This window comes from Kaistella faecalis (assembly GCF_019195395.1).
GTDB classification, from domain to species: Bacteria; Bacteroidota; Bacteroidia; order Flavobacteriales; family Weeksellaceae; genus Kaistella; species Kaistella faecalis.
The window spans coordinates 2,321,752-2,342,671 of record NZ_CP078067.1 but is presented as its reverse complement, the minus strand read 5'-3'; the positions used below and the strand labels follow the sequence as shown (position 1 = coordinate 2,342,671).

Below are 20,920 nucleotides of genomic sequence, written 5' to 3'. Positions count from 1 at the left end.
CCTATTTATAATGGCAGTTATATAGCAGAAAACATCAGTCATTAAACACAAAAGCCTTCATTTCTGAAGGCCTTTTTTGTTTATTCTTTTATGAATTTGAGATTCTGATTTTCGATTTTCAGAAGGTAGACACCTTTTGGAAGATGATGGACTTCAACTGCCTTCCCCTCTGTAAATTTTCCCTTTTTAACCAACTTCCCATCTGCACTGTAAATACCATATTGCTGATTGTTTCCTACTCCTAAAACCGTTAGTTTATCACCTACAGGATTGGGATAAATCATAATACCATCTTTTGTATTATCATTCACCGAGAGGATCGTTGCGTCTTTAATTACTGTAGAATTTCTATGGATAATCTGATTTTCGTAATTGAACTGAACAGATGCCACAGGAAAATTCACCTGATTGGCGAAAGTCTGATTGTTCACAGTATTATTAAGCACCAAATAAGCAACCTGCCCTCCAGTTCCGTTTACCTTTATAGGCAACGGCATTTCGAAGAAACTTACTGATGAGTGACTTCTGGTCTGGCTTACCCTGAATCTTAACATCTGGTCTGAAGTCTGATTCCAGCGGATTTGGTAAGTTGGGTGGCCCTGACCATAAACCCAGTCATTAAAAAATTCGGTAAAATCTTTACCTGTTGACAAAAGAAGGGAATTTTTAAGATCCGCTGTTTTGGCGTATCCATAAGCATGCTCCGGCCTTGAATGATAATCCTTAATAGCGGAATAAAATGCGTCATCGCCCAATATCCATTTTATCATTCTTACGATATAACCTCCTTTGGAATAGCTCAACCGTCCGCTGAAAATTGCGCCGGTATTGCCCAGGTTACTGTCAGAAACATATACGCTTCCTCCGGCTGCGCTGGTGATATAGCTCATTTCAGAACCCAGATACCCTAGAAACTGAGAATTGGTCATGAGTAATTTTTCGTTGGCGAGATGTTCACCAAAAGTCGCAAATCCTTCATTAAGCCAAATGTCGTTCCAGGCACCGCAGGTTACTTTATCGCCGAACCACTGGTGTGCGAGTTCATGTGCGATAATGCCTCTTCCCCATGATCCCATAGAAGACATGGTGGCATGTTCCATACCGCCTCCCCAGCCGAATTGCATATGACCGTATTTTTCATTTCTGTAAGGATACGGACCGAAATACTGTTCAAAGGTATCCATCACAGTTTTGGTCCATTCAATATTAGACATGATTGTACCATTCGATGTGGTTGAAGGATAAAGATAATTTACAAAAGGGAAAGGTGGATTTCCCATCGTATCATTTAATTTCGTATAATTCGTAATTCCTAAAGCAATGAGATAAGCCGGAATTGCATAATTTGTTTGCCAGTAAGTGAGTTTTCTGCCGCCGGTCAACATTGTTTCCGAAATAAGTTTGCCGTTGGAAGCCACGTTGTACTGGGACGGAGTGTTGATCTTAATATCAACTTTTTCAATTTTATCATTAAGGCTCTGTTTTGTCGGAAACCATTCCTGGGCACCGTATGGCTCGGAAAGAGTATACAGAGCAGGTGTTCCACCCTGAGTTGATATTGTGAAAGCATCTCCTGCGCTACCACCTGTATCCGGCGCGCCGAAATATTTAATTGAAAGGGAATCAAGGGTTGCTGCCGGTATATTAGTCGGGAAATCAATTTTAACCTCTTTACTACTGAGCTGCGTGAAAGAAAGGGTATTGCCATGATACTTCACTTCTGAAACCGTAAGACCATCCGAAAGATCAAAATAAATATTTGCCATATTCTGGTTCGGAATAAAATGACTGGTAACGGTGCCACTTACGAACTGCTGTGCAGGGTCCAGCTGAAGTTCGAGCCGCTGGTATCTTAAATCATAATTCAACGTATTGGGATTCACGTTATAATCAATCATTTTCGAATATTTTAGAAGTTCATTGCTGATCATACTTTTGCGTTCTGCTTCTTCGTTTTTCTGAGCGGAAACCTGTACGCAAATCAATGTAACCAGTATTACATAAAGTTTTTTCATTTAGCTATATTTTTCGCTAAAGTTAAAAAAAACCTCTCAATAATTATTGAAAGGTTAAGTAATTCGTGATTTATTTAAATATTACAGATTTAGTGCAGGCTGAAGAATTTGTTCCATCCGGTTTTTTACCTGATCCACGGAACCCGCATAATTATTGATAAGAAGAGAGAATACCAATGTTTTTCCGGTATGGGTTTTCATGTAACCTGCTAAGGTTTTCACTTTATTTAAAGTTCCTGTTTTGGCAAAAATCTGTCCATTTCCTTCACCGTTAAACATACTTTTCAAAGTGCCGGTTTGTCCTGCAATTGGAAGTGATTCAAAATATGTTTTATAATATTTCTCATCCATAATGTTGGTTAAAAATTTCACCTGAGAAATCGGAGTAACCAGATTATTCCGTGAAAGTCCGCTTCCATCCATATAGTTCAATCCGTCGGTTTCGAATGCATTTGCCTTCAAATGTTCAACTACAACACTTCTTCCGGATTCTAAAGTCTGATCGCCTTTTTTCTGAAAACCAACCATTCGCAGCGTAGCTTCTGCCAATGCATTATCACTTCTTTGATTCGTGTAGTAGATAATATCTGCTAAAGTTGGTGATTGGTAAGTAGTTATCGTTGTGCGTTTTTCTGGGTTGAGCTCTGTTGTTCTTGCCACCACTTTTCCTGTTATACCAACACCTCTTTTAACCATGGTGCTTCTTAAAGAATTTGCCAGATATGCCGGCGGATCAGCAACTTTGGTAGTTAGGCCTACTCCATCAAACTTGTCAGCATAAACCATCTGCTTTATATAAGGAGAGATGTAATAGAAGTTTTTATTTTCAGCGAAAGGATTTGCGGGTTTTGCAATGAGCCTTTCATTCTGAGGATTGATTTCATAAGTAGAACCGGCTGGAAGATAGTAATTTCCGTTCTCTAGCCATACAATATTTTCCGGGAGTTTCTGCGTTTTATTTACTTTGAAAACTCCGGTTTGAATGATGATATCGCCGTTAATCTTTTTAATTCCCTTTTCAGAAATAGCCGCAATAAAGTCTGAAACTATTGCAGAATACGTTGAAGCACCGGCCTTATTTGTACCTAAAGATGGGTCACCACTACCTACAATATATAAATTACCCTGAAGATTACCGTTCTCATCAATGTCCCCTGAATATTCGAGTTGTGTAATCCAACGGAAATTTTCGCCCAACAGGCTTACTGCTGTATCAGTGGTTAATAATTTGGTGGTAGAAGCTGGAATCAGCGATGCATACTCGTTGTATGAACTTACCACTTTTCTGGTTTTCGGGTCGAAAATTACAAATCCCCAATTGGCGTTACGAAGAACCGGATCATTCATCATAGAATTGATGTTGATATCCACCAGTTCCTTCGCACTCATTAATTTTTCAGAAGAACTGAAATCCTTAACGGTACTGCTTGGCCGGTTGTCGTAAGTTTGGGGTAAATTTGAAGTGAAAGTACCTTGCCCGAATGCGATTGCTGAAAATGCTAAAGCCTGCGCAAGAAATATATTTTTTAGTCTAATCATTTAATTTTGTTATTTGATTATCTCTGAACTCATTTGTTAAGAAAATGAAAATATGAAATGCAAAACATATTTTCAACGCTCAAAAATATACATTATTGTTGAAAGACAACATTTTAACCCTCCCAAAAGCAGGTAAATTTTGTTAAAAATTGTTAAAAATCAACAAATATCAGCTTTTTAATACTCTGATAAGCAGTTATTTCGTCGAATTCTTCAAAACTTTTCAAAACCAGACCTTTCATTTCAGCGTACTTTTTTCCACGCGGTAGTTTGAGCAGAATTTGATACTGATACATCAAATTGAGTTTTGCGATGGGTGATTTTTCCGGACCCAAAATACAGTCTTCGGGTAGATATTTTCTAAGGATCGACCCTAAAAATTGGGAAGCGCGGTTCACTTTATCTTCACGGCGGTGTTTCAGTTCGATCATAATCAGTTTCACAAATGGCGGATAAAGAAATTTCTTTCTTTCATCGAGAAAATGCGAGTATATCTTTTCAGAATTATTCTCTTTTATCAGCTGAAAAACCGCATGCTGAGGATTATAGGTCTGAATCAGAATTTTTCCTTCCCCGGAAGTTCGTCCGGCGCGTCCCGACACCTGCATAATCAATTGGTATGCGCGTTCCTCCGCACGGAAATCCTGTACGTAGAGCATAGCATCTGCCCTTGGAATGGCAACCAATTCTATATTGTCGAAATCCAGACCTTTAGAAATCATCTGTGTTCCCACAATAATATCGGTTTCACCTTCTTCAATTCTCTCGTATAATTTTTCGTAGGCAAACTTTTTCCGCATCGAATCTACATCCATCCGGTCAACTTCAGAATCAGGAAAAATCCTCGAAACTTCCTCGTGAATCTGTTCAACTCCTACCCCTCTTTCATTCAGATTTTCAGAATGGCATTTGGGGCAGACTTTCGGTTTAGAAGCTTTTTGGCCGCAGTAGTGACATTTCATTTCATTGGAAAATTTATGATACGTCATCACCACATCACAATTTGAACAGTAATTTACGTAACCACAGGTTTCACATTCTACTACATTTGCGTAGCCGCGGCGGTTATGCAGAATCATTGTCTGCTTCTTCCTCTCCAATTCGCTTTTTATTTCGTCGATGAGTTTTAAAGAGAAATTTCCAATAATTTTCTTTGAATCCTGCTCTTCCTTAAAATTGATAAGTTCAAATTCAGGAAGTTTTACATTACCGAACCTCTCGCTCAGGAAAACATATTTTATTTTGTCTTTTTTCGCCAGATAATAGGATTCCACTGAAGGCGTTGCAGAGCCAAGGATAAGGTTTGCCGAATATAGTTTTGCCAGGATTTGTGAAGAATCTTTTGCATTGAAATAGGGAGAAACTTCCCGTGGTTTATAAGCCGAATCATGTTCTTCATCAACCACAATTAAACCGAGGTTTTCGTAAGGTAAAAACAACGCGTTACGTGTTCCGATAAGGATTTTAACATCATTATTCTTAATTCGGCGCCAAACTTCCACCCTTTCGAAATCTGTAAGTTTTTGGTGATAAAAACCAAGCTGTTTTCCGTATTTTTTCTCTAATCGCTGCACGATCTGCTTGGTCAAAGAAATTTCGGGGAGAAGAAATAAAACATTTTTTCCGGCTGAAACGGTTTCTTCAATTTTTTCAAGATAAATATGAGTTTTACCGGAGGAAGTAACGCCGTGCAGCAAAACATTTTTCCCCTCAGTGAAAGCATTATCAATTTCTTTCTTCGCCTGGATCTGCTGCTTAGTGAGCTTTTCAATTTCCTCGATTTCCCCCTGATAAGATTCTATACGGTCTTTCTGCAGAAAATATTCCTGTACTAAATTTCTTTCAATTAAAGATTTTAACTGTGACTGGGAAAAATTTCCTTCACCGAAAATTTCAGATTTCCTGATAGGTTTTTCGGGATGTTCTGTTTGCTTTTCGAGGATCGAAAGAAACATTTCCTGCTGTTTAGGAGAACGTTTCAGCGACAGGAGAATCTGCGGAAGACTGTTACCGTCCAGTTCTGAATCATTTACACGCAAATACGCGATTTCTTTCGCTTTGTATTTCTCGGCAATCTTTTCATCAATCTCGATGTACTGAAGATCGATTAACGATTTTATGGTTTTGACGATGTCTTTCTTTGGAATAAATGCTTCAATTTCGGTCACATTAATAAGCTGCCGAACTTCTAGTGCCTGGATGAGATACATTTCATTCACATCTAAGTTTTCGAAATCGACTTTAATATTCGCCTTTAACTTTAAATAAGTTTCACTTTCCAGTTTTAAAGACGAGGGAAACGCAAAACGGTAAATTTCGCCAAGATTACAGAGATAATATTCGGAAATCCAGTTCCAAAACTTAATCTGTTGAGGTGGAAGAATTGGAAAATCATCAAGTATACTGATGATTTCTTTTGGACTGAAATTTTCGGGCTCGGTGTTATGGATTTCAGCAACGATTCCTGTATAAATCTTTTTGCCGCGAAATGATACCAACACCCTCATCCCAACTTCCAGATTACGGATTAATTCCTCAGAAACTTTATAAGTAAAGGTTCCTTTAAGATTGAGCGGGAGAATGATCTGGGCAAAAGTCAAAGCTGGTAAACTGATTTTATGTGAGAAGTGTTTGAGCGAATTACAAATTTAGATTTTATTTTGGCTAAAGCCAATGAATTTACTTCAATAAAAAACGGGCTAAAGCCCGTTCAAAAAGATTTTTATAATGATTTTAGAAGAATTGCTTTTATTATTTTGCCTTTCTTCTGTTCAGTTCTTTATCGATGAGGCCAAGTTCGCGACCTGTTTGTCCGGCCACAGAAGTGTTTTCCTGCGCACGTCTTGTTAAATAAGGAACCACATCTTTCACCGGGCCATAAGGAAGATATTTGCAGACATTGTATTTTTCTGCGCCAAGAAAATAGGTGATATTGTCGCTCATTCCGTAAAGCTGACCAAAATGAATCTGAGGATGATCATTTGGTAATCCCATTGCCCGCATTTTATCCATTACAAGTTCAGTAGACTTCTCATTATGGGTTCCAAAAAACGCTGAAACGCGGTCTAAATTATTCAATACGAAATCGATCGCGGCATTATAATTATCATCTGAGGCCTGTTTTGTAGGCTGAATAGGATCCGGATAATTCATTGCAGCTGCACGTTCGCGCTCTTTTTCCATATAAGCGCCGCGAACAAATTTGTAACCTAAGAAATAGTTTTTTGTTCTGGCTCGTTCTAAATCTTCAGCAAGATATTCCATTCTACCAGTGCGGTACATTTGGATGGTATTCCAGATAATGGCTTTCTGTTTGTTGAATTTCTCCATCATTTCATTCACCAAATCATCGGTCGCATCCTGCATCCAGCTGTCTTCTGCATCAATCATCAGAACCACATTGCGGTCGAACGCCATCTGACAAACCTCCTCATATCTCTTCACCACTCTCGCCCATTCTTCTTTTTGAGAGGTCGTTAATTCTACTTTTTTACCGACTTCCTCGTATATTTCAATTCTTCCAAAACCCGTGGGCTTAAAAACTACAAACGGAATCGCCGGATTACCTTCTGCGAATTTTATGTTTTGTTTAATTTCTTCGCAGGTTTCATCAAAAACACTTTCTTCAGCTTTTCCTTCAATGGCATAATCAAATATACTTCCTACATGCCGCTTGAACATCTGCTTTACTACTTTCATGCTTTGCTCACGGGTTTCGCCGCCACAAAACTGCTCAAACAAAGTTTGTTTAACAACTCCGGTCACAAAAGGAAAATTTTTCTCTACGGTAAAGTTAAGAACCGAGATGCCAAACTTTGTAACAACGGGCTGCTCTATAGCTTTAAACATCCAGTACGCCTTGCGGAGTTGAGCGTCGGTCTTGTCTGCAAAGGCAATTTGGGTATTATTGAAAATGCTCATGGGTAATTTTAAATTAGAGCAAATTTAACGATACTATATGAATTGAAAAAACGAATTTAAAGTTTAATTTTGTGACAAATTTCATGAAATGATATCAGTTTTAGACCAGGATTTTTCGCAGCTCAACCTTTTTATAACGGATTTAAAACCCACCAAAATCATTATTCTGGTTGATGAAAACACCCATGAATATTGCCTGCCCGTACTTCTGGGAAATCTGGAGACTGAAATCCCCTTTGAAATTATTGAAATTGAACCAGGAGAAGATTTAAAAACAATTGAGACAGCTTCTCAACTCTGGGAAATTTTATCTGAATTTGAAGTCGACCGCAAATCTTTGATGATTAATCTGGGCGGTGGAGTCATTACCGACTTGGGCGGATTCGTGGCATCAACTTATAAAAGAGGAATTAAATTTGTCAACATCCCAACAACACTTTTGGGGATGTGCGATGCTTCTATTGGCGGGAAAACAGGTATTGACCATCATTTCTTAAAGAATATTATAGGAACTTTTGCAGAGCCTGAGGAAATATTTGTCTACCCACATTTCTTGAAAACAGTACCTTATGTTGAATTGCGAAGCGGATTTGCAGAAATGCTCAAGCACGGTTTAATTGCAGACCAAACTCACTGGAACGATTTAACATCACTTGAAAATCTGAGTGCAGAAAGCATATTTCCACTTATTGAAAACTCAATGCGGATTAAACAGACGATTATTGAACAGGATTTTAAAGAGCAGAACATCAGAAAAACGCTTAACTTCGGGCACACTGTAGGTCATGCATTGGAAAGTCTTTTTCTGCAGCAGGGAAAGCCCATACCCCATGGTGAAGCTGTAGCACTCGGAATGATTTGCGAGACCTATCTGTCTTTTCTGGCGGGCAACATCAGCAACGACAAAGCTGAAGAGATTATCGGAAATATCAGGAAATTTTATCCATATATAGCCATCAGTCAGTTCACGGATGAAAGAATTGTAGCGCTGATGATGAATGATAAAAAGAACTCAAGCGGCAAAATAAGTTTCTCTCTTTTAAAAAGTATTGGGGAGTGCACTTTTGACAGCGAAATGTCGAACGAACAAATTATTTCGGCTTTGAATTATTATCAAAATTTAAATTAAATACTGTTTAAAATATTATTTATATCATAGTATCCAACCGACGCTTTTTTCTTTAGTAGCAAAATTATCACAAATAAGTATTTACAAATCAACAACTTACATCTCACCACTATTAAACTACTGTTTAGTTTTTAATATTTTAATTTGCTTTTGGCACAGGGTTTGCGAATAACCAATCGTAAAACAAAATTAAAAACGCGAATTGATAAGCCTTTTTAAGTTGCAAAGTTTTTCTGATAAGGATTCTAGAGCAGCATTAAATTAAGATTGTCAAATTCACAAAAAATTAATTAAAATTTAAAAATTATGAAAAAGTTATTTTTAGGTGCAGCTATCGCAATGAGTTCATTGACATTCGCACAACAGTTCGGTATTAAAGGTGGAATGAACGTTTCTTCACTTTCAAAAGATTCAAATTTAAGTGATCAGGGATCAAAAATCGGTTTTAACGCTGGTCTTTTCATGAATGCTCCGATTGGTGAAAACTTCAGCATTCAGCCTGAATTACTTTACTCTCAAATGGGAGAAAAATACGATTACACTCAACCAATCACGGGTGATAGAATCTCAGGAGCTACTCATTTAGATTATGTTGCGTTACCAATTATGTTCCAATATAACGCTACTCCATCTTTCTATCTGGAAGCTGGACCGGAATTCGGACTATTGGTTTCTGCAAAGGACAAGCAAAAAAATGAAACTACCGGACAAACAATAGCTGAAAGCGGTAACTACAAAGATGATTTAAACAGCTTTAATGCAGGTATCGGTCTGGGAGCAGGTTATTATTTTACCCCTAACATCGGTTTAACTGCAAGATATGTTGCTGGTTTAACAGATATTTATAAAGACGGACAAAACTCTGGTGACGCTGTGAAAAACAACGTATTCCAAGTTGGTTTGGCTTACAAATTCTAATAACATTTAGGATGAAAAAAAAGGCTGAGAAATTCTCAGCCTTTTTTTATTGATCTGTATATTCAGGACTTGGCCCTGGCGGAACCGGATACACTTCCGTAAAACAGCCAAAACAGTGGCTGGAACTTCCCAAAATAACTTTGAGATTATCCATACTTAAAAATTCCAGTGAATCTACGCCAAGATAATCCCTTAATTCCTCAACTGTCATATTTGCGGAGATTAAATCTTTTTTTGAAGGTGTATCAATTCCAAGATAACATGGTGCAATAATTGGCGGTGATACGCTTCGGAAATGAATTTCTTTGACTCCGGCTTCTTTCAGAATTTTAACCAAACGTTTCGAAGTTGTTCCCCGAACAATGGAATCATCGATGATCACTACCCTTTTCCCTTTTATTTCTGAAACAATCGGATTAAGTTTTAAGTTGACAATTCTTTCCCTCATTTCCTGAGTCGGGACAATAAAACTTCTGCCGATATAACGGTTTTTAATCAGAACCGGCCGGAAAGGAATGCCTGACGCAATGGAAAAACCAATCGCCGCCGGAACTCCAGAATCGGGAACACCAATTACAATATCAGCTTCCACAGGAGCCTGCTCCCAGATTTTCATACCGGATTTTTCGCGGATTTCATGAACATTGATTCCTTCCAAAGTGGAATCGGGTCTGGCAAAATAAATATATTCGAAAGCGCAGATCCTGTTTTCGCAGTTTTCTTTAACTAAAAACGATTTCAGGCCTTTTTCATTTTCACTGGTATAGACAATTTCTCCGGGCAAAATGTCTCTCACATATTGTGCACCTACCGCGTCTAAAGCAACAGATTCTGAAGCCGCGACAAAAGTTTTTTCATCAATTGCTCCTAAAACCAAAGGACGGATTCCGTGAAAATCGCGGAAAGCAAAAAATTTATTTCTCGTCATTCCAACCACTGAATATGCACCTTCAATTTTTTCCATGGTTGCTTTAATGGCGCCTCTTAAGCCTAAATCCAGGTTTTTCTGAATCAGCCTTAAGATCACTTCCGAATCCGAAGTTGCTTTGAAAACCACACCTTCTGCCTCCAGTTCTTTTTTGAGTTCGTCAGCATTGGTTAAATTTCCGTTATGTGCGATGGACAGGATAATCTGATCATACTCATTCTTCGCAAAAAATGGCTGGAAATTGTACTTCTTCTTGTCCCCTGCGGTCGTATATCTGGTATGCCCGATTGCTGAATTTCCCATAAAAGTTTCTGGTTCGCGGATGTTTTTATAAACATCAAGCACCAAACCTTCATCTTTAATATTGAAAATCTTTCCGTTTTTCATCACAGAAATTCCGCAAGCTTCCTGGCCGCGGTGCTGCAGTGCAAAAAGGCCGAACTGGGAAAGCGAAAATGTATCCAGATCAGTATCGGAATACATCCCGAAAATCCCGCATTCTTCCGACGGAGCATCAAAAACGTCTTCTGTTTTCAGCAGATTTCTTCCGTATGTTCTTTCTTTAAACTGGTTTAAATAATCATCTCTGTGTCGTTGTAAATCTTTCATTTTTTACTTTTCTCCAAAAAAATTATTTGTTCAAAACTTTTTTCAATCTTTCGTAGATCTCAACATAAGCTTCGGTAACTCCGCCCAAATCCCTTCTGAAACGGTCTTTATCGAGTTTTTTCATGGTATCTTTATCCCAAAGCCTGCAGGTATCAGGAGAAATTTCGTCAGCCAGAATAATTTGTCCGTCGGAGGTTTTCCCTAATTCTATTTTGAAATCAACGAGTATGATATTCATTTTATCGAAGAGATCGATCAGGATATCATTGATATCGGAAGTAAGCTCGTACATTTCATCGAGCTCATCATAAGTCGCAGCGCCAAGAAAAACCGCGTGATGATCGTTGATTAACGGGTCACCCAGTTCATCTTTTTTGTAGCAGATATCGAAGATGGTTACCGGCGATTTAATGCCTTCTTCCACTCCAAGTCTTTGTGCCATACTTCCGGCGGAGTAATTTCTGACTACCATTTCTAACGGAATAATATGTACTTTTTTTACCAGCTGTTCTCTTTCATCGATCTTTTTAATGAAATGAGTTGGGATTCCTTTTTCATTTAAATACTCGAAAATCAGCGTTGTAATGGCGTTATTCATTTCTCCTTTCAAATCTACACTTCCTTTTTTCTGTGCGTTGAAAGCGGTTGCATCATCTTTGAAACGTACAATCACTTCATCCGGATGATCCGTTTCGAAGACCTGTTTTGCTTTTCCTTCATAAAGCATTGCTCCTTTTGTCATTTTTACTTTTTATTTGATTTTATTTTTATTCTTTTCACTTAAATTTTAACTAAAATTCCTGTTATCACAGCAATTCCAAAACTCAGTAATGTTCCTATCAAAACGTATTCTGTGAGTTTACGCTGTTTCGCTTCTGCCAAATCGCTGAATCTGAAAACCGATTTCGCAGCAATCATAAAACCCACGCCTTCCCAATGGTTCACAACAATAAACACGAAAACCAAAAGCCGTTCTAAAATACCGATATATTTTCCTGCATTGACGAGAGATTCAGTCTGTAATTTGCTGTGTTCAACAGTAACCGGCGTCCAGATCGAGATTAAAGTTTTAATTAATATTGAAGAAGGAACGGTTAAGAATACAGCGGCAGTAAGCAGTTTTAAATTTTCCGGATTGAAGAAATCTTCCCATCTGAAATAAGGAAAATAAATCACTGATAAAACTGATATTACGGCAACATGCAGCAGCTGATCCACAAAAAACCACGTTCTTTTTGTTTTGTGATTTTGAAAGGTGAGTTTGATCCAGTCGATTAAAAAATGCGTAACGCCAATAATTAAGGCGATCCACCAAAGGTTTAAATCCCACAGAAAAACGAAAGACAAAACGGTATGAACCAGCACGTGGAGATATAAATAAATACTTCCGGCTTTTTTTCTCTCTTTATCAGCAACCCATGAATTTGGCTGGAGAAGAAAATCTCCCAATAGATGCGCTAATATGAGGGGAATAAAAATCATTACAGTTCTGTTATTTTTTTTCTGAAATATAGATCTGTTTCCTGAATAAGATCATAATTTGAGCGTTTAACTCTTTGACTGACCGATGATTGGGTAATATTAAAATCTTTCGCCAGTTCATCCTGAGTGAGTTCAGAGTTGGTGAGCAACCGGTGAATTATTTCTGCTGTTGCTACGGTCCAGTTATCAAAATCGATGGAAGCCCATTTAAAAAGGATATTGAGGTCGCGGTTCACTTTATCGTTTTCGGTTTTAATCGCTAAAGTTTTTCCTTCTGCCTTGATATCGTTTAAAAGTCTTCCGGAATTTACATACGCTGAGCCGTTTGATTCGGTTATTTTTTCAGATAAATAAACTTCGTTTCCTATTCCGATTGCCAGTCTAACGTCTAAATTTTCAAAAGTTCTGATTAAAGATTTTATGACTAAACATTTCCTAAAAACCTCATCAACACTGCATTTCACCTGAAATTCGTCTCCGCGGTACACTTCCCAGTTTTCCGGTGTTACTGACCAGCTTCCTAAAAGATTTTTCAGTTTAGGAAGCCACAGTTCAGAATCAGTTTTTTGAGAATTGATAATATCCCCGGTTATAATGGCAATCATTTTACAAATATAAGCAATTATACTTATAAATTAAAAATATAAGCTAATCAGCTAATATATATACTTTATAAGGAAATAAACTTATTAACTTTATTAGGTCAAAAACTAATAACATTAAACTATTAACTGAATAACTTATAATTTAATCTGACTTTCTACTTAAAATAATCAACTCCGTTTTTGAAAATGTTGTGATAATTCGCCGTCGGAATGTTTTTAAGCAAACCTTCTGCAAATCTTTCGGGATGCCCCATTCTTCCGAAAATCTTCCCGGATTTACTGGTTATTCCTTCTATACCGAACAACGAATTATTAGGATTAAACGGCATTCCGTGAGCGATATTTTCATCGAAGTCGATATACTGGGTTGCAATCTGTCCGTTTTCGTAGAGTTCTTTAATTACATTTTCCGAAGCCATAAAACGTCCTTCACCATGAGAAATCGGAATGGTATAGATCTGATTCTGCATTCCTTTCAGCCACGGCGAACCGTCATTGGTCACTTTTACATTGACCATCTGCGAAATGTGCCTTCCGATTGCATTGTGCGCTAAAGTCGGCGAATTTTCATCCAAATCCCGAATTTCCCCGTAAGGCAAAAGCCCGGATTTCACCAGCGCCTGAAAACCATTACAGATTCCCAGAATCATCCCATCGCGTTCGAGCAGCTGGTGAACCGCATTTTTCATCTTTTCGTTCTTTAAAACGTTTACGATGAACTTTGCAGAACCGTCCGGTTCATCACCTGCGGAAAATCCACCGGAAAAAACTAAAATCTGCGACTGATTAATTTCCGAAATCCAGGCATCCAGACTTTCGTTGAGGAGATTGTGATTCAGATTGATAAGCGGCAGACTCGCCACTTCGGCACCCTCTTTTCTGAAGGCGTTCTGCGTTTCATATTCACAGTTTGTACCCGGAAAAACAGGGACAAAAACTTTCGGTTTTGCCAAATGATGTTTACGGATATTAACCGTGGCTGCATTTACTGAACTGAATTTTCCATCGATCTCAATAACCGTTTTTTCCTTTTCAACAGTAGGAAACAAACCTTCAAAAGTTCCTTTCCAAACAGGCAACAAATCTGAAATACTGAATTCTTGGTCATTAATAATTAAACTTTTATTATTGCTGACCGTACCGATGACCTGCAACAGATCATTTTCCAAATCTGAAGAACTTTCAATAATTAAACTGCCGATATTTTTGTTCAAAAGCAATTGCTCTTCTAATGAAATTTCAGCGCCCAACTGATTGCCGAAACTCATTTTAGCCAATGCCACAGCCACTCCGCCGTCTTTTAACGTTTTAACAGAAACAATTTTTCTGGCCTGGATATTTTCAAAAATAAAATTGAAAACTCTCTTTAAATTTTCATAATCCGGCAAACCGTTTTCCACAGGAATATGGCGGAAGAAATACAGTTTATTTCCGGCTTTTTTAAACTCCGGAGAAATAATATTTTTCTTTTCACCGTTCGCACAGGCAAAAGAAATTAAAGTGGGCGGCACATTGATATCCTGAAAACTTCCGCTCATAGAATCTTTTCCGCCAATTGCAGCGAGTTCAAAATTCATTTGGGCATCGTATGCACCGAGAAGTGATGCCAGAGGTTTTCCCCATTTCTGAGGGTCGTTTCCTAATTTTTCAAAATATTCCTGGAAACTCAGACGGATATTTTTATAATTCCCGCCCATCGCAACAATTTTGGCGACACTTTCCAACACGGCGTTCGCAGCACCGATCATGGAATTCTGTGCAGAAATTTCAGCATCAAACCCCCAACTCGCAAGAGAAACGGTTTCGATATTCTCAGCATTCAGAATCGGTAAAGTCTGAACGCTTCCTTCCATTTCGGTTTCCTGGTATTTTCCGCCAAAAGGCATCGCTACTGACGTTCCGCCCACCGACGCGTCAAACATTTCAGCAAGGCCTTTCTGTGAAGCTGTATTTTTATCGGAAAGTGCTTTCAGGAAATTTTCCCCGGAAAAAGAAATGTTTTGAGTTTCAACAGGTTTTAAATGAGAAATTTCAGCATGCTGAGATTTTGCGCAGCCGTTGGTATCCAGGAATTCCCTGCTTAAATCAACGATTTTATTTCCCTGCCAGAACATCTGCATTCTTCCGGAATCCGTTACCTTCGCCACTTCTACCGCTTTGATATTTTCTTTTTCACAAAAGCTGATAAATTTATCTTTATCATTCGCATCAATTACTACCGCCATTCTCTCCTGAGATTCAGAAATGGCCAGTTCAGTTCCATTCAGACCTTCATATTTCAGAGGCAGAATATCAAGATTTATTTCAAGCGAATCAGCAATTTCGCCGATTGCAACAGAAACTCCGCCGGCACCAAAATCGTTTGATTTTTTAATTAAACGCGTGACCTCAGGATTTCTGAAAAGTCTTTGAATTTTTCGCTCTTCCACCGCATTTCCTTTCTGAACTTCTGTGGACAAAGTATGAATAGAAGTTTCATCCTGAACTTTAGAACTTCCGCTTGCACCACCTACGCCGTCTCTTCCGGTTGCTCCACCTAATAAAATCACAAGGTCGCCGGCTTGAGGTTTCTCTCGTCTTACCCAGTCTTTTTTAACAGCTCCAACAACGAAACCAACTTCCATTCGCTTTGCTTTGTAACCGTCGTGATAAATTTCGTTCACTAAAGTCGTGGCTAAGCCGATTTGGTTTCCGTAGGAAGAATAGCCGTTTGCAGCTTGTTTTGAAATCGTACGCTGAGGAAGTTTTCCCGGTAAAGTTTCAGAAATCGGTTCTAAAACATCAGCTGCGCCGGAAAGCCGCATCGCCTGATACACAAAAGCTCTTCCTGATAAAGGATCACGGATTGCGCCGCCTAAACAGGTTGAAGCACCGCCAAAAGGCTCAATTTCAGTCGGGTGGTTATGAGTTTCATTTTTGAATAATAAGTACCAAGGTTCTTTTTTACCGTCAAATTCTGCTTCTATTTCTATGGTACATGCATTGATTTCATCGGAAACAACAAGATTTTCGAGCTTTCCGGTTTTGTGAAAATAACGCGCACAAACGGTAGCTAAATCCATTAAAGAAATGGGCTTCGTTTCCCGTCCAAGAAATTTTCTCTTCTCCAAATAATCATTGAAGATATTTTCCAAAGTAGATTTAAACAATCCATTAAACTGAATATCAGTTAATTCTGTTTCAAAAGTCGTATGTCGGCAATGATCACTCCAGTAGGTATCCAGAACTTTAAGTTCGGTTTCTGTAGGATTTCTATTTTCAGACTTAAAATGATTCTGGATGAATTCCAGATCATCAAAACCTAAAGCAAAACCATGCCGGTCATAGAAATTCCGCAGTTCAGCAGCAGAAAAACCGATGAAACCTTCATGAACAATTACCGGATCCGGAGTTTCTTCTTTCGGAATTTCAAGTTTTGAAAGGTCTTTTTCCTGACTTTCAACTTTATTGATGAGATGATTTTTAATTTTATCCACTTCAGACTGATCAACCCCAAAAAGTTCAATCAGTTTTCCGCTTCTTACTTTTGAGTTTTCATTTTCAGTGAGCAACGCGATACACTGTTCTGCTGAATCTGCGCGCTGGTCATATTGTCCCGGCAAAAATTCTGTTGCAAAATAAATATTGCCGGCCGGATTTTCGTGATGCAGAATATCGGTTACCGGATCCACAAAAGTATTAAAAACAACCAGGTTAAGTTCACTTTCGTCAATCCCGAACACATCATAGATGTTATAGACTTTTACATCCTGAATATTCGGACTGATATTTTTTATTTCATTGAAAATTTTTGGACTTTCAACATCGAAAATTCCACGTTTCTCTACGAAGATTCTTTTTTTCATTTTTACTTTTATTAATAGAATTTAATTCTATTCTTTGTTTAAAATCCCTTCGGGGATTGCGTAAGTATTAATTTCACTGAAGATAATTACCAAAAAAAATGCAGACAAAATCGCCTGCATAAATTTACACTTTAAGGTCAGCTTCTAAACCGATCAGGTCGCTGTATTTATCTAAAATCGGCTGCACCTCGTTCCGGATAAATTCTTCAGTCTGAACCGGAGCAAAACCGATGAAGTTTTTCGGATCCAGAATTTCCATGAATTTGGTTTTATCAAGCTTCAGAGAAGAGTCGTTCATAATCCTTTCAATCAGATCATTTTCCTTTCCTTCCATCTTCACCTTTTTGCTGGCTTCAATGGAGTGTACACGAATAGTTTCATGAATTTCCTGCCGGTCGCCGCCTGCCTTCACTTCTTCCATAATGATATATTCAGTCGCCATAAACGGCAATTCATCCATAATATGTTTGTGAATTCGGTTTTCGTACACCACAATTCCGTTCATGATGTTATTCCAAATCAGCAGAATGGCATCTATCGCAAGAAATGACTGCGGAATTGCCAGTCTTTTGTTTGCAGAATCGTCCAGCGTTCTTTCAAACCATTGCGTTGCAGCTACCATTGCGGAGCTTGAAGAAAGAGACATCACGAATTTGGACAGCGCTCCAATTCTTTCAGATCGCATCGGGTTTCTTTTATAAGCCATTGCGGAAGAACCAATCTGGTTTTTCTCGAAAGGCTCCTCTATTTCCTTTAAATTCTGTAAAAGTCTTAAATCATTGGTAAATTTATGGGCTGACTGTGCGATATTGGAAAGCAGCGCCATCACTTTCGCGTCGATTTTTCTGTCGTAAGTCTGTCCGGAAACGCCAAACACTTTTTCGAAGCCAAACCGTTTTGATAGTTCTTTATCCAGATGTTGAACTTTGGAATAATCGCCTTCAAAAAGTTCCAGAAAACTCGCGGCAGTTCCGGTAGTTCCTTTTACGCCACGGAATCTTAGTGTTTCCAGGAAAAACTCAAGTTCCTCAAAATCTAAAATTAAAGACTGCAGCCAAAGTGTCGCTCGTTTTCCAACCGTCGTAAGTTGTGCCGGCTGATAATGGGTAAAGCCAAGCGTCGGCAGATCTTTGTATTTTAAAGCAAAATCTGAAAGATTTTTGATAACATTGACCATTTGCTTTCTTAAAAGAAGCAATCCGTCCCGCATTTGAATTAAATCGGTATTGTCTCCTACAAAGGCAGAAGTGGCTCCAAGGTGAATAATTCCCTTTGCCAGAGGCGCGTCGTCACCATAGGTATGCACATGTGCCATCACATCATGACGGAATTTTTTCTCGTAATCCGCGGCTTTCACATAATCAATGTTATCTGCATTGGCTTTGAGCTGCGCAATCTGTTCGTCGGAAATGTCGAGCCCTAAATCTTTTTCGATTTCGGCAAGAGCGATCCATAATTTCCGCCAGTTCCTGAACTTGTTGTTCGGGGAGAAATTATAGAGCATTTCCTCACTTGAATAGCGCTCTTCAAGAGGATTTTTGTAGGAATTCATTCTTTCTTTTTACTTTATTAGATGCACAAATTTAAGAAAATTAAAAGAATTTGCAGAGAAGCCGCGAGAATTTTTCACCAACAAATCCTTCTGATTTAATGCTTAAAATTTAAAATTAAAGTAGTTATTAACGTCCGCGGAAACCCTTCATCGTATCGTAAACGCCAAAAATATTCTTCATCACCCAGTCAAAGATTGGGATTGGTAAAATTCCCTGCGAAAAACGGATAAACCAATAAGGCAATGGCATTGCAAGCATTTTAGTTTTGTTTTCAATAGCTTTAATAATTCTTTCGGAAGTTGGTTCAGGCTCCAGAATTGGCAACAGTTTAGATTTTACGCCATCGAACATTCCGGTGTTGATGTAGAACGGCATAATCGTGGTAACAGAAATGTTTTTGCCTAGTTGTTCCATTTCTAACCGCAGGCTGTCACTCCAACCTACAACGGCCCATTTGGAAGCAGCATAAACCGACATTTTTGGATTCGAAATTAAGCCCGCGGAAGAAGCGATGTTGCAGATTGCACCTGAATTTTCAGCCATCATTCCTGATAAAAACTCCAAACCGACGTGCATGAAAGCATTGGAGTTAATCAACATACTTTTATGAATCTGGTCGTGCGTGTGTTCATGGAAATACTTACCGACAACAATTCCGGCATTGTTGATCAGAATATCAACTTTTCCCGCCTCCGTTCTTACTTTCTGGGCATTAATTTTAATATCATCCAGATTAAAAACGTCAGTTTTATAAACTAAAATTTCACCGCCTATCCCGGAAAATTCTTCCTTGGTTATTGCTAAAGCTTCTTCATTAATATCCCAGATCACCAGTTTTCTTGCTCCTCTTTCCAAAGATTTCCTAGCCATTATTTTACCGATTCCGGAGCAGCCGCCTGTAATGAGAACAGTTTTGTTTCTAAAATCCATTTTATTTTTATCTGTGATTTTTAAAGTAAATTTGTTTAGAATAATAAATTAAAAGTAATGAATTTCGAAGATATAATTGTGGCTCAAAGAACATTTTTCAACAGCCAGAAGACCAAGAATTTAAAGTTCCGAAAGAGAAATCTGGAAAAACTTCGGGATCTTATCATCAAACATGAAGAGCTCTTATATGAAGCTATTTATCAGGATTTCGGAAAATCAAAGTTCGACACCTTTACAACGGAGATTTCCTTTGTGCTGAAAGATATCGACTATTATTTAAAAAATCTCAGCTCGCTGGCCAAACCGAAAAAAGTAAGAACCAACTTAGCCAATCAACTCGGAACAAGTAAAATTTACAGCGAACCGCTGGGCTGCACCTTAGTGATCGGCGCATGGAATTACCCTTATCAGCTTTCACTTTCTCCGATGATCACCGCTTTAGCCGCAGGAAACACCTGCATTCTGAAACCAAGTGAGGTGGCGGAAAACACCATGAAAGCGATGGCTAAAATCATCAATGAGAATTTTCCTGAGGAATATCTTTTTGTTGCACAAGGCGGTGTGGATGAGATTACAGAGATTTTGAAATTCAAATTCGACAAGATATTTTTCACCGGAAGCACGAAAGTGGGACAAATCGTTTACGAAGCTGCAGCAAAAAATTTAGCTCCCGTAACCCTGGAACTCGGCGGGAAAAGTCCAGTAATTGTAACCTCGAGTGCAGATTTTGACTTGGCTGCGAAAAGAATCGTCTGGGGAAAATTTCTTAACGCCGGTCAAACCTGCGTAGCACCTGATTATATCTTGGTGGACGAGAAAGTGAGGGACAGTTTTCTGGATGCTTTAAAATTTCAGATACAGAAATTCAGTTATCAGCCTAATTCTGAACACTATACGCAAATTATTAATCAAAGAAATTTTGAGCGTTTGGTTAAATATATTGATAAGGACAAAACCTATCTCGGCGGAAATTACGATGCCGTAAAAAGATATATTGAACCTACAGTTTTACACAATATCGACTGGAATGATGCGGTAATGCAGGAAGAAATTTTCGGACCGATTCTTCCGGTGCTGACATTTAAAAATTTCAATGAAGCCTTGTTAATAATTGCCGAAAAAGAAAAACCGCTTGCAGCATATTTGTTTACTAAAAATACGGAGGAGAAAGAAAATTTCACCTCCAAAATATCTTTCGGTGGTGGTTGTATCAACGATGTTGTAATGCATTTGAGTAACGAAAACCTGCCTTTTGGCGGTGTGGGAAGTTCCGGGATTGGTCATTATCACGGAAAATTCGGATTCAAAGCGTTTTCTCATCAGAAAGCAGTGCTTGAAAGAGCAACCTGGGGCGAACCGGATCTGAAATACCCACCGTACACCGAAAAAAAACTGAGCTGGATCAAAAAACTTTTATAAAAAACCGGAATTAATTCCGGTTTTTCT

At 38.5% G+C, this 20,920-nt stretch carries 14 protein-coding genes; 3 read left to right on the top strand and 11 right to left on the bottom strand.

What is annotated here, in order from left to right; genetic code table 11:
- Positions 1-80: 80 nt before the first annotated feature.
- From KTV93_RS10990 to KTV93_RS10975, 4 genes are all read right to left on the bottom strand, one after another.
- Positions 81-2,015 carry a M1 family metallopeptidase gene (locus tag KTV93_RS10990; protein WP_218249016.1) on the bottom strand — a complete coding sequence of 645 codons (1,935 nt, stop codon included), beginning with the start codon at positions 2,013-2,015 and terminating at the stop codon, positions 81-83.
- An 81-nt stretch (positions 2,016-2,096) separates the two neighbouring features.
- Positions 2,097-3,554 (bottom strand): D-alanyl-D-alanine carboxypeptidase/D-alanyl-D-alanine endopeptidase, encoded by a 1,458-nt coding sequence (dacB, locus tag KTV93_RS10985; RefSeq protein ID WP_218249015.1) that lies wholly within the window; start codon positions 3,552-3,554, stop codon positions 2,097-2,099.
- A gap of 152 nt (positions 3,555-3,706) precedes the next feature.
- On the bottom strand, positions 3,707-6,154 hold the full coding sequence (gene priA / locus KTV93_RS10980; RefSeq protein WP_218249014.1) for a replication restart helicase PriA: 2,448 nt from the start codon (positions 6,152-6,154) through the stop codon (positions 3,707-3,709).
- Positions 6,155-6,305: 151 nt separating this feature from the next.
- Positions 6,306-7,475, bottom strand: coding sequence for a proline dehydrogenase family protein (locus tag KTV93_RS10975; protein WP_218249013.1), 1,170 nt, complete (start codon positions 7,473-7,475; stop codon positions 6,306-6,308).
- 88 nt (positions 7,476-7,563) lie between these two features.
- Here KTV93_RS10975 and aroB point away from each other — a divergent pair, with 88 nt between their 5' ends.
- Both aroB and KTV93_RS10965 read left to right on the top strand, forming a co-directional pair.
- Positions 7,564-8,604 carry a 3-dehydroquinate synthase gene (aroB, locus tag KTV93_RS10970; protein ID WP_218249012.1) on the top strand — a complete coding sequence of 347 codons (1,041 nt, stop codon included), beginning with the start codon at positions 7,564-7,566 and terminating at the stop codon, positions 8,602-8,604.
- A gap of 306 nt (positions 8,605-8,910) precedes the next feature.
- A complete protein-coding gene (locus KTV93_RS10965) occupies positions 8,911-9,522 on the top strand; it encodes a porin family protein (protein WP_218249011.1) in 612 nt (203 codons plus the stop codon).
- Positions 9,523-9,568: 46 nt separating this feature from the next.
- Here KTV93_RS10965 and purF read toward each other — a convergent pair whose 3' ends face one another.
- From purF to KTV93_RS10930, 7 genes are all read right to left on the bottom strand, one after another.
- Complete coding sequence (gene purF / locus KTV93_RS10960; protein ID WP_218249010.1) at positions 9,569-11,059, bottom strand: amidophosphoribosyltransferase; 1,491 nt, start codon at positions 11,057-11,059, stop codon at positions 9,569-9,571.
- Between the two features lie 22 nt (positions 11,060-11,081).
- Positions 11,082-11,801, bottom strand: a complete 720-nt coding sequence (gene purC, locus KTV93_RS10955; protein ID WP_088358259.1) for a phosphoribosylaminoimidazolesuccinocarboxamide synthase — start codon at positions 11,799-11,801, stop codon at positions 11,082-11,084.
- Positions 11,802-11,839: 38 nt separating this feature from the next.
- Positions 11,840-12,541, bottom strand: coding sequence for a DUF3307 domain-containing protein (locus KTV93_RS10950; protein WP_218249009.1), 702 nt, complete (start codon positions 12,539-12,541; stop codon positions 11,840-11,842).
- Positions 12,541-13,146 carry a SatD family protein gene (locus KTV93_RS10945; protein ID WP_218249008.1) on the bottom strand — a complete coding sequence of 202 codons (606 nt, stop codon included), beginning with the start codon at positions 13,144-13,146 and terminating at the stop codon, positions 12,541-12,543. The genes KTV93_RS10950 and KTV93_RS10945 overlap by 1 nt, the downstream gene beginning before the upstream one ends.
- 155 nt (positions 13,147-13,301) lie before the next feature.
- Positions 13,302-16,991, bottom strand: a complete 3,690-nt coding sequence (locus KTV93_RS10940) for a phosphoribosylformylglycinamidine synthase (protein WP_218249007.1) — start codon at positions 16,989-16,991, stop codon at positions 13,302-13,304.
- A 124-nt stretch (positions 16,992-17,115) separates the two neighbouring features.
- A complete protein-coding gene (purB, locus tag KTV93_RS10935; RefSeq protein WP_218249006.1) occupies positions 17,116-18,543 on the bottom strand; it encodes an adenylosuccinate lyase in 1,428 nt (475 codons plus the stop codon).
- Between the two features lie 127 nt (positions 18,544-18,670).
- Entirely contained in the window at positions 18,671-19,474 is an 804-nt protein-coding gene (locus KTV93_RS10930; RefSeq protein ID WP_218249005.1) for an SDR family oxidoreductase, read from the bottom strand.
- Positions 19,475-19,531: 57 nt separating this feature from the next.
- Here KTV93_RS10930 and KTV93_RS10925 point away from each other — a divergent pair, with 57 nt between their 5' ends.
- Positions 19,532-20,893, top strand: coding sequence for an aldehyde dehydrogenase (locus KTV93_RS10925; protein WP_218249004.1), 1,362 nt, complete (start codon positions 19,532-19,534; stop codon positions 20,891-20,893).
- The last annotated feature ends 27 nt before the right edge of the window (positions 20,894-20,920 follow it).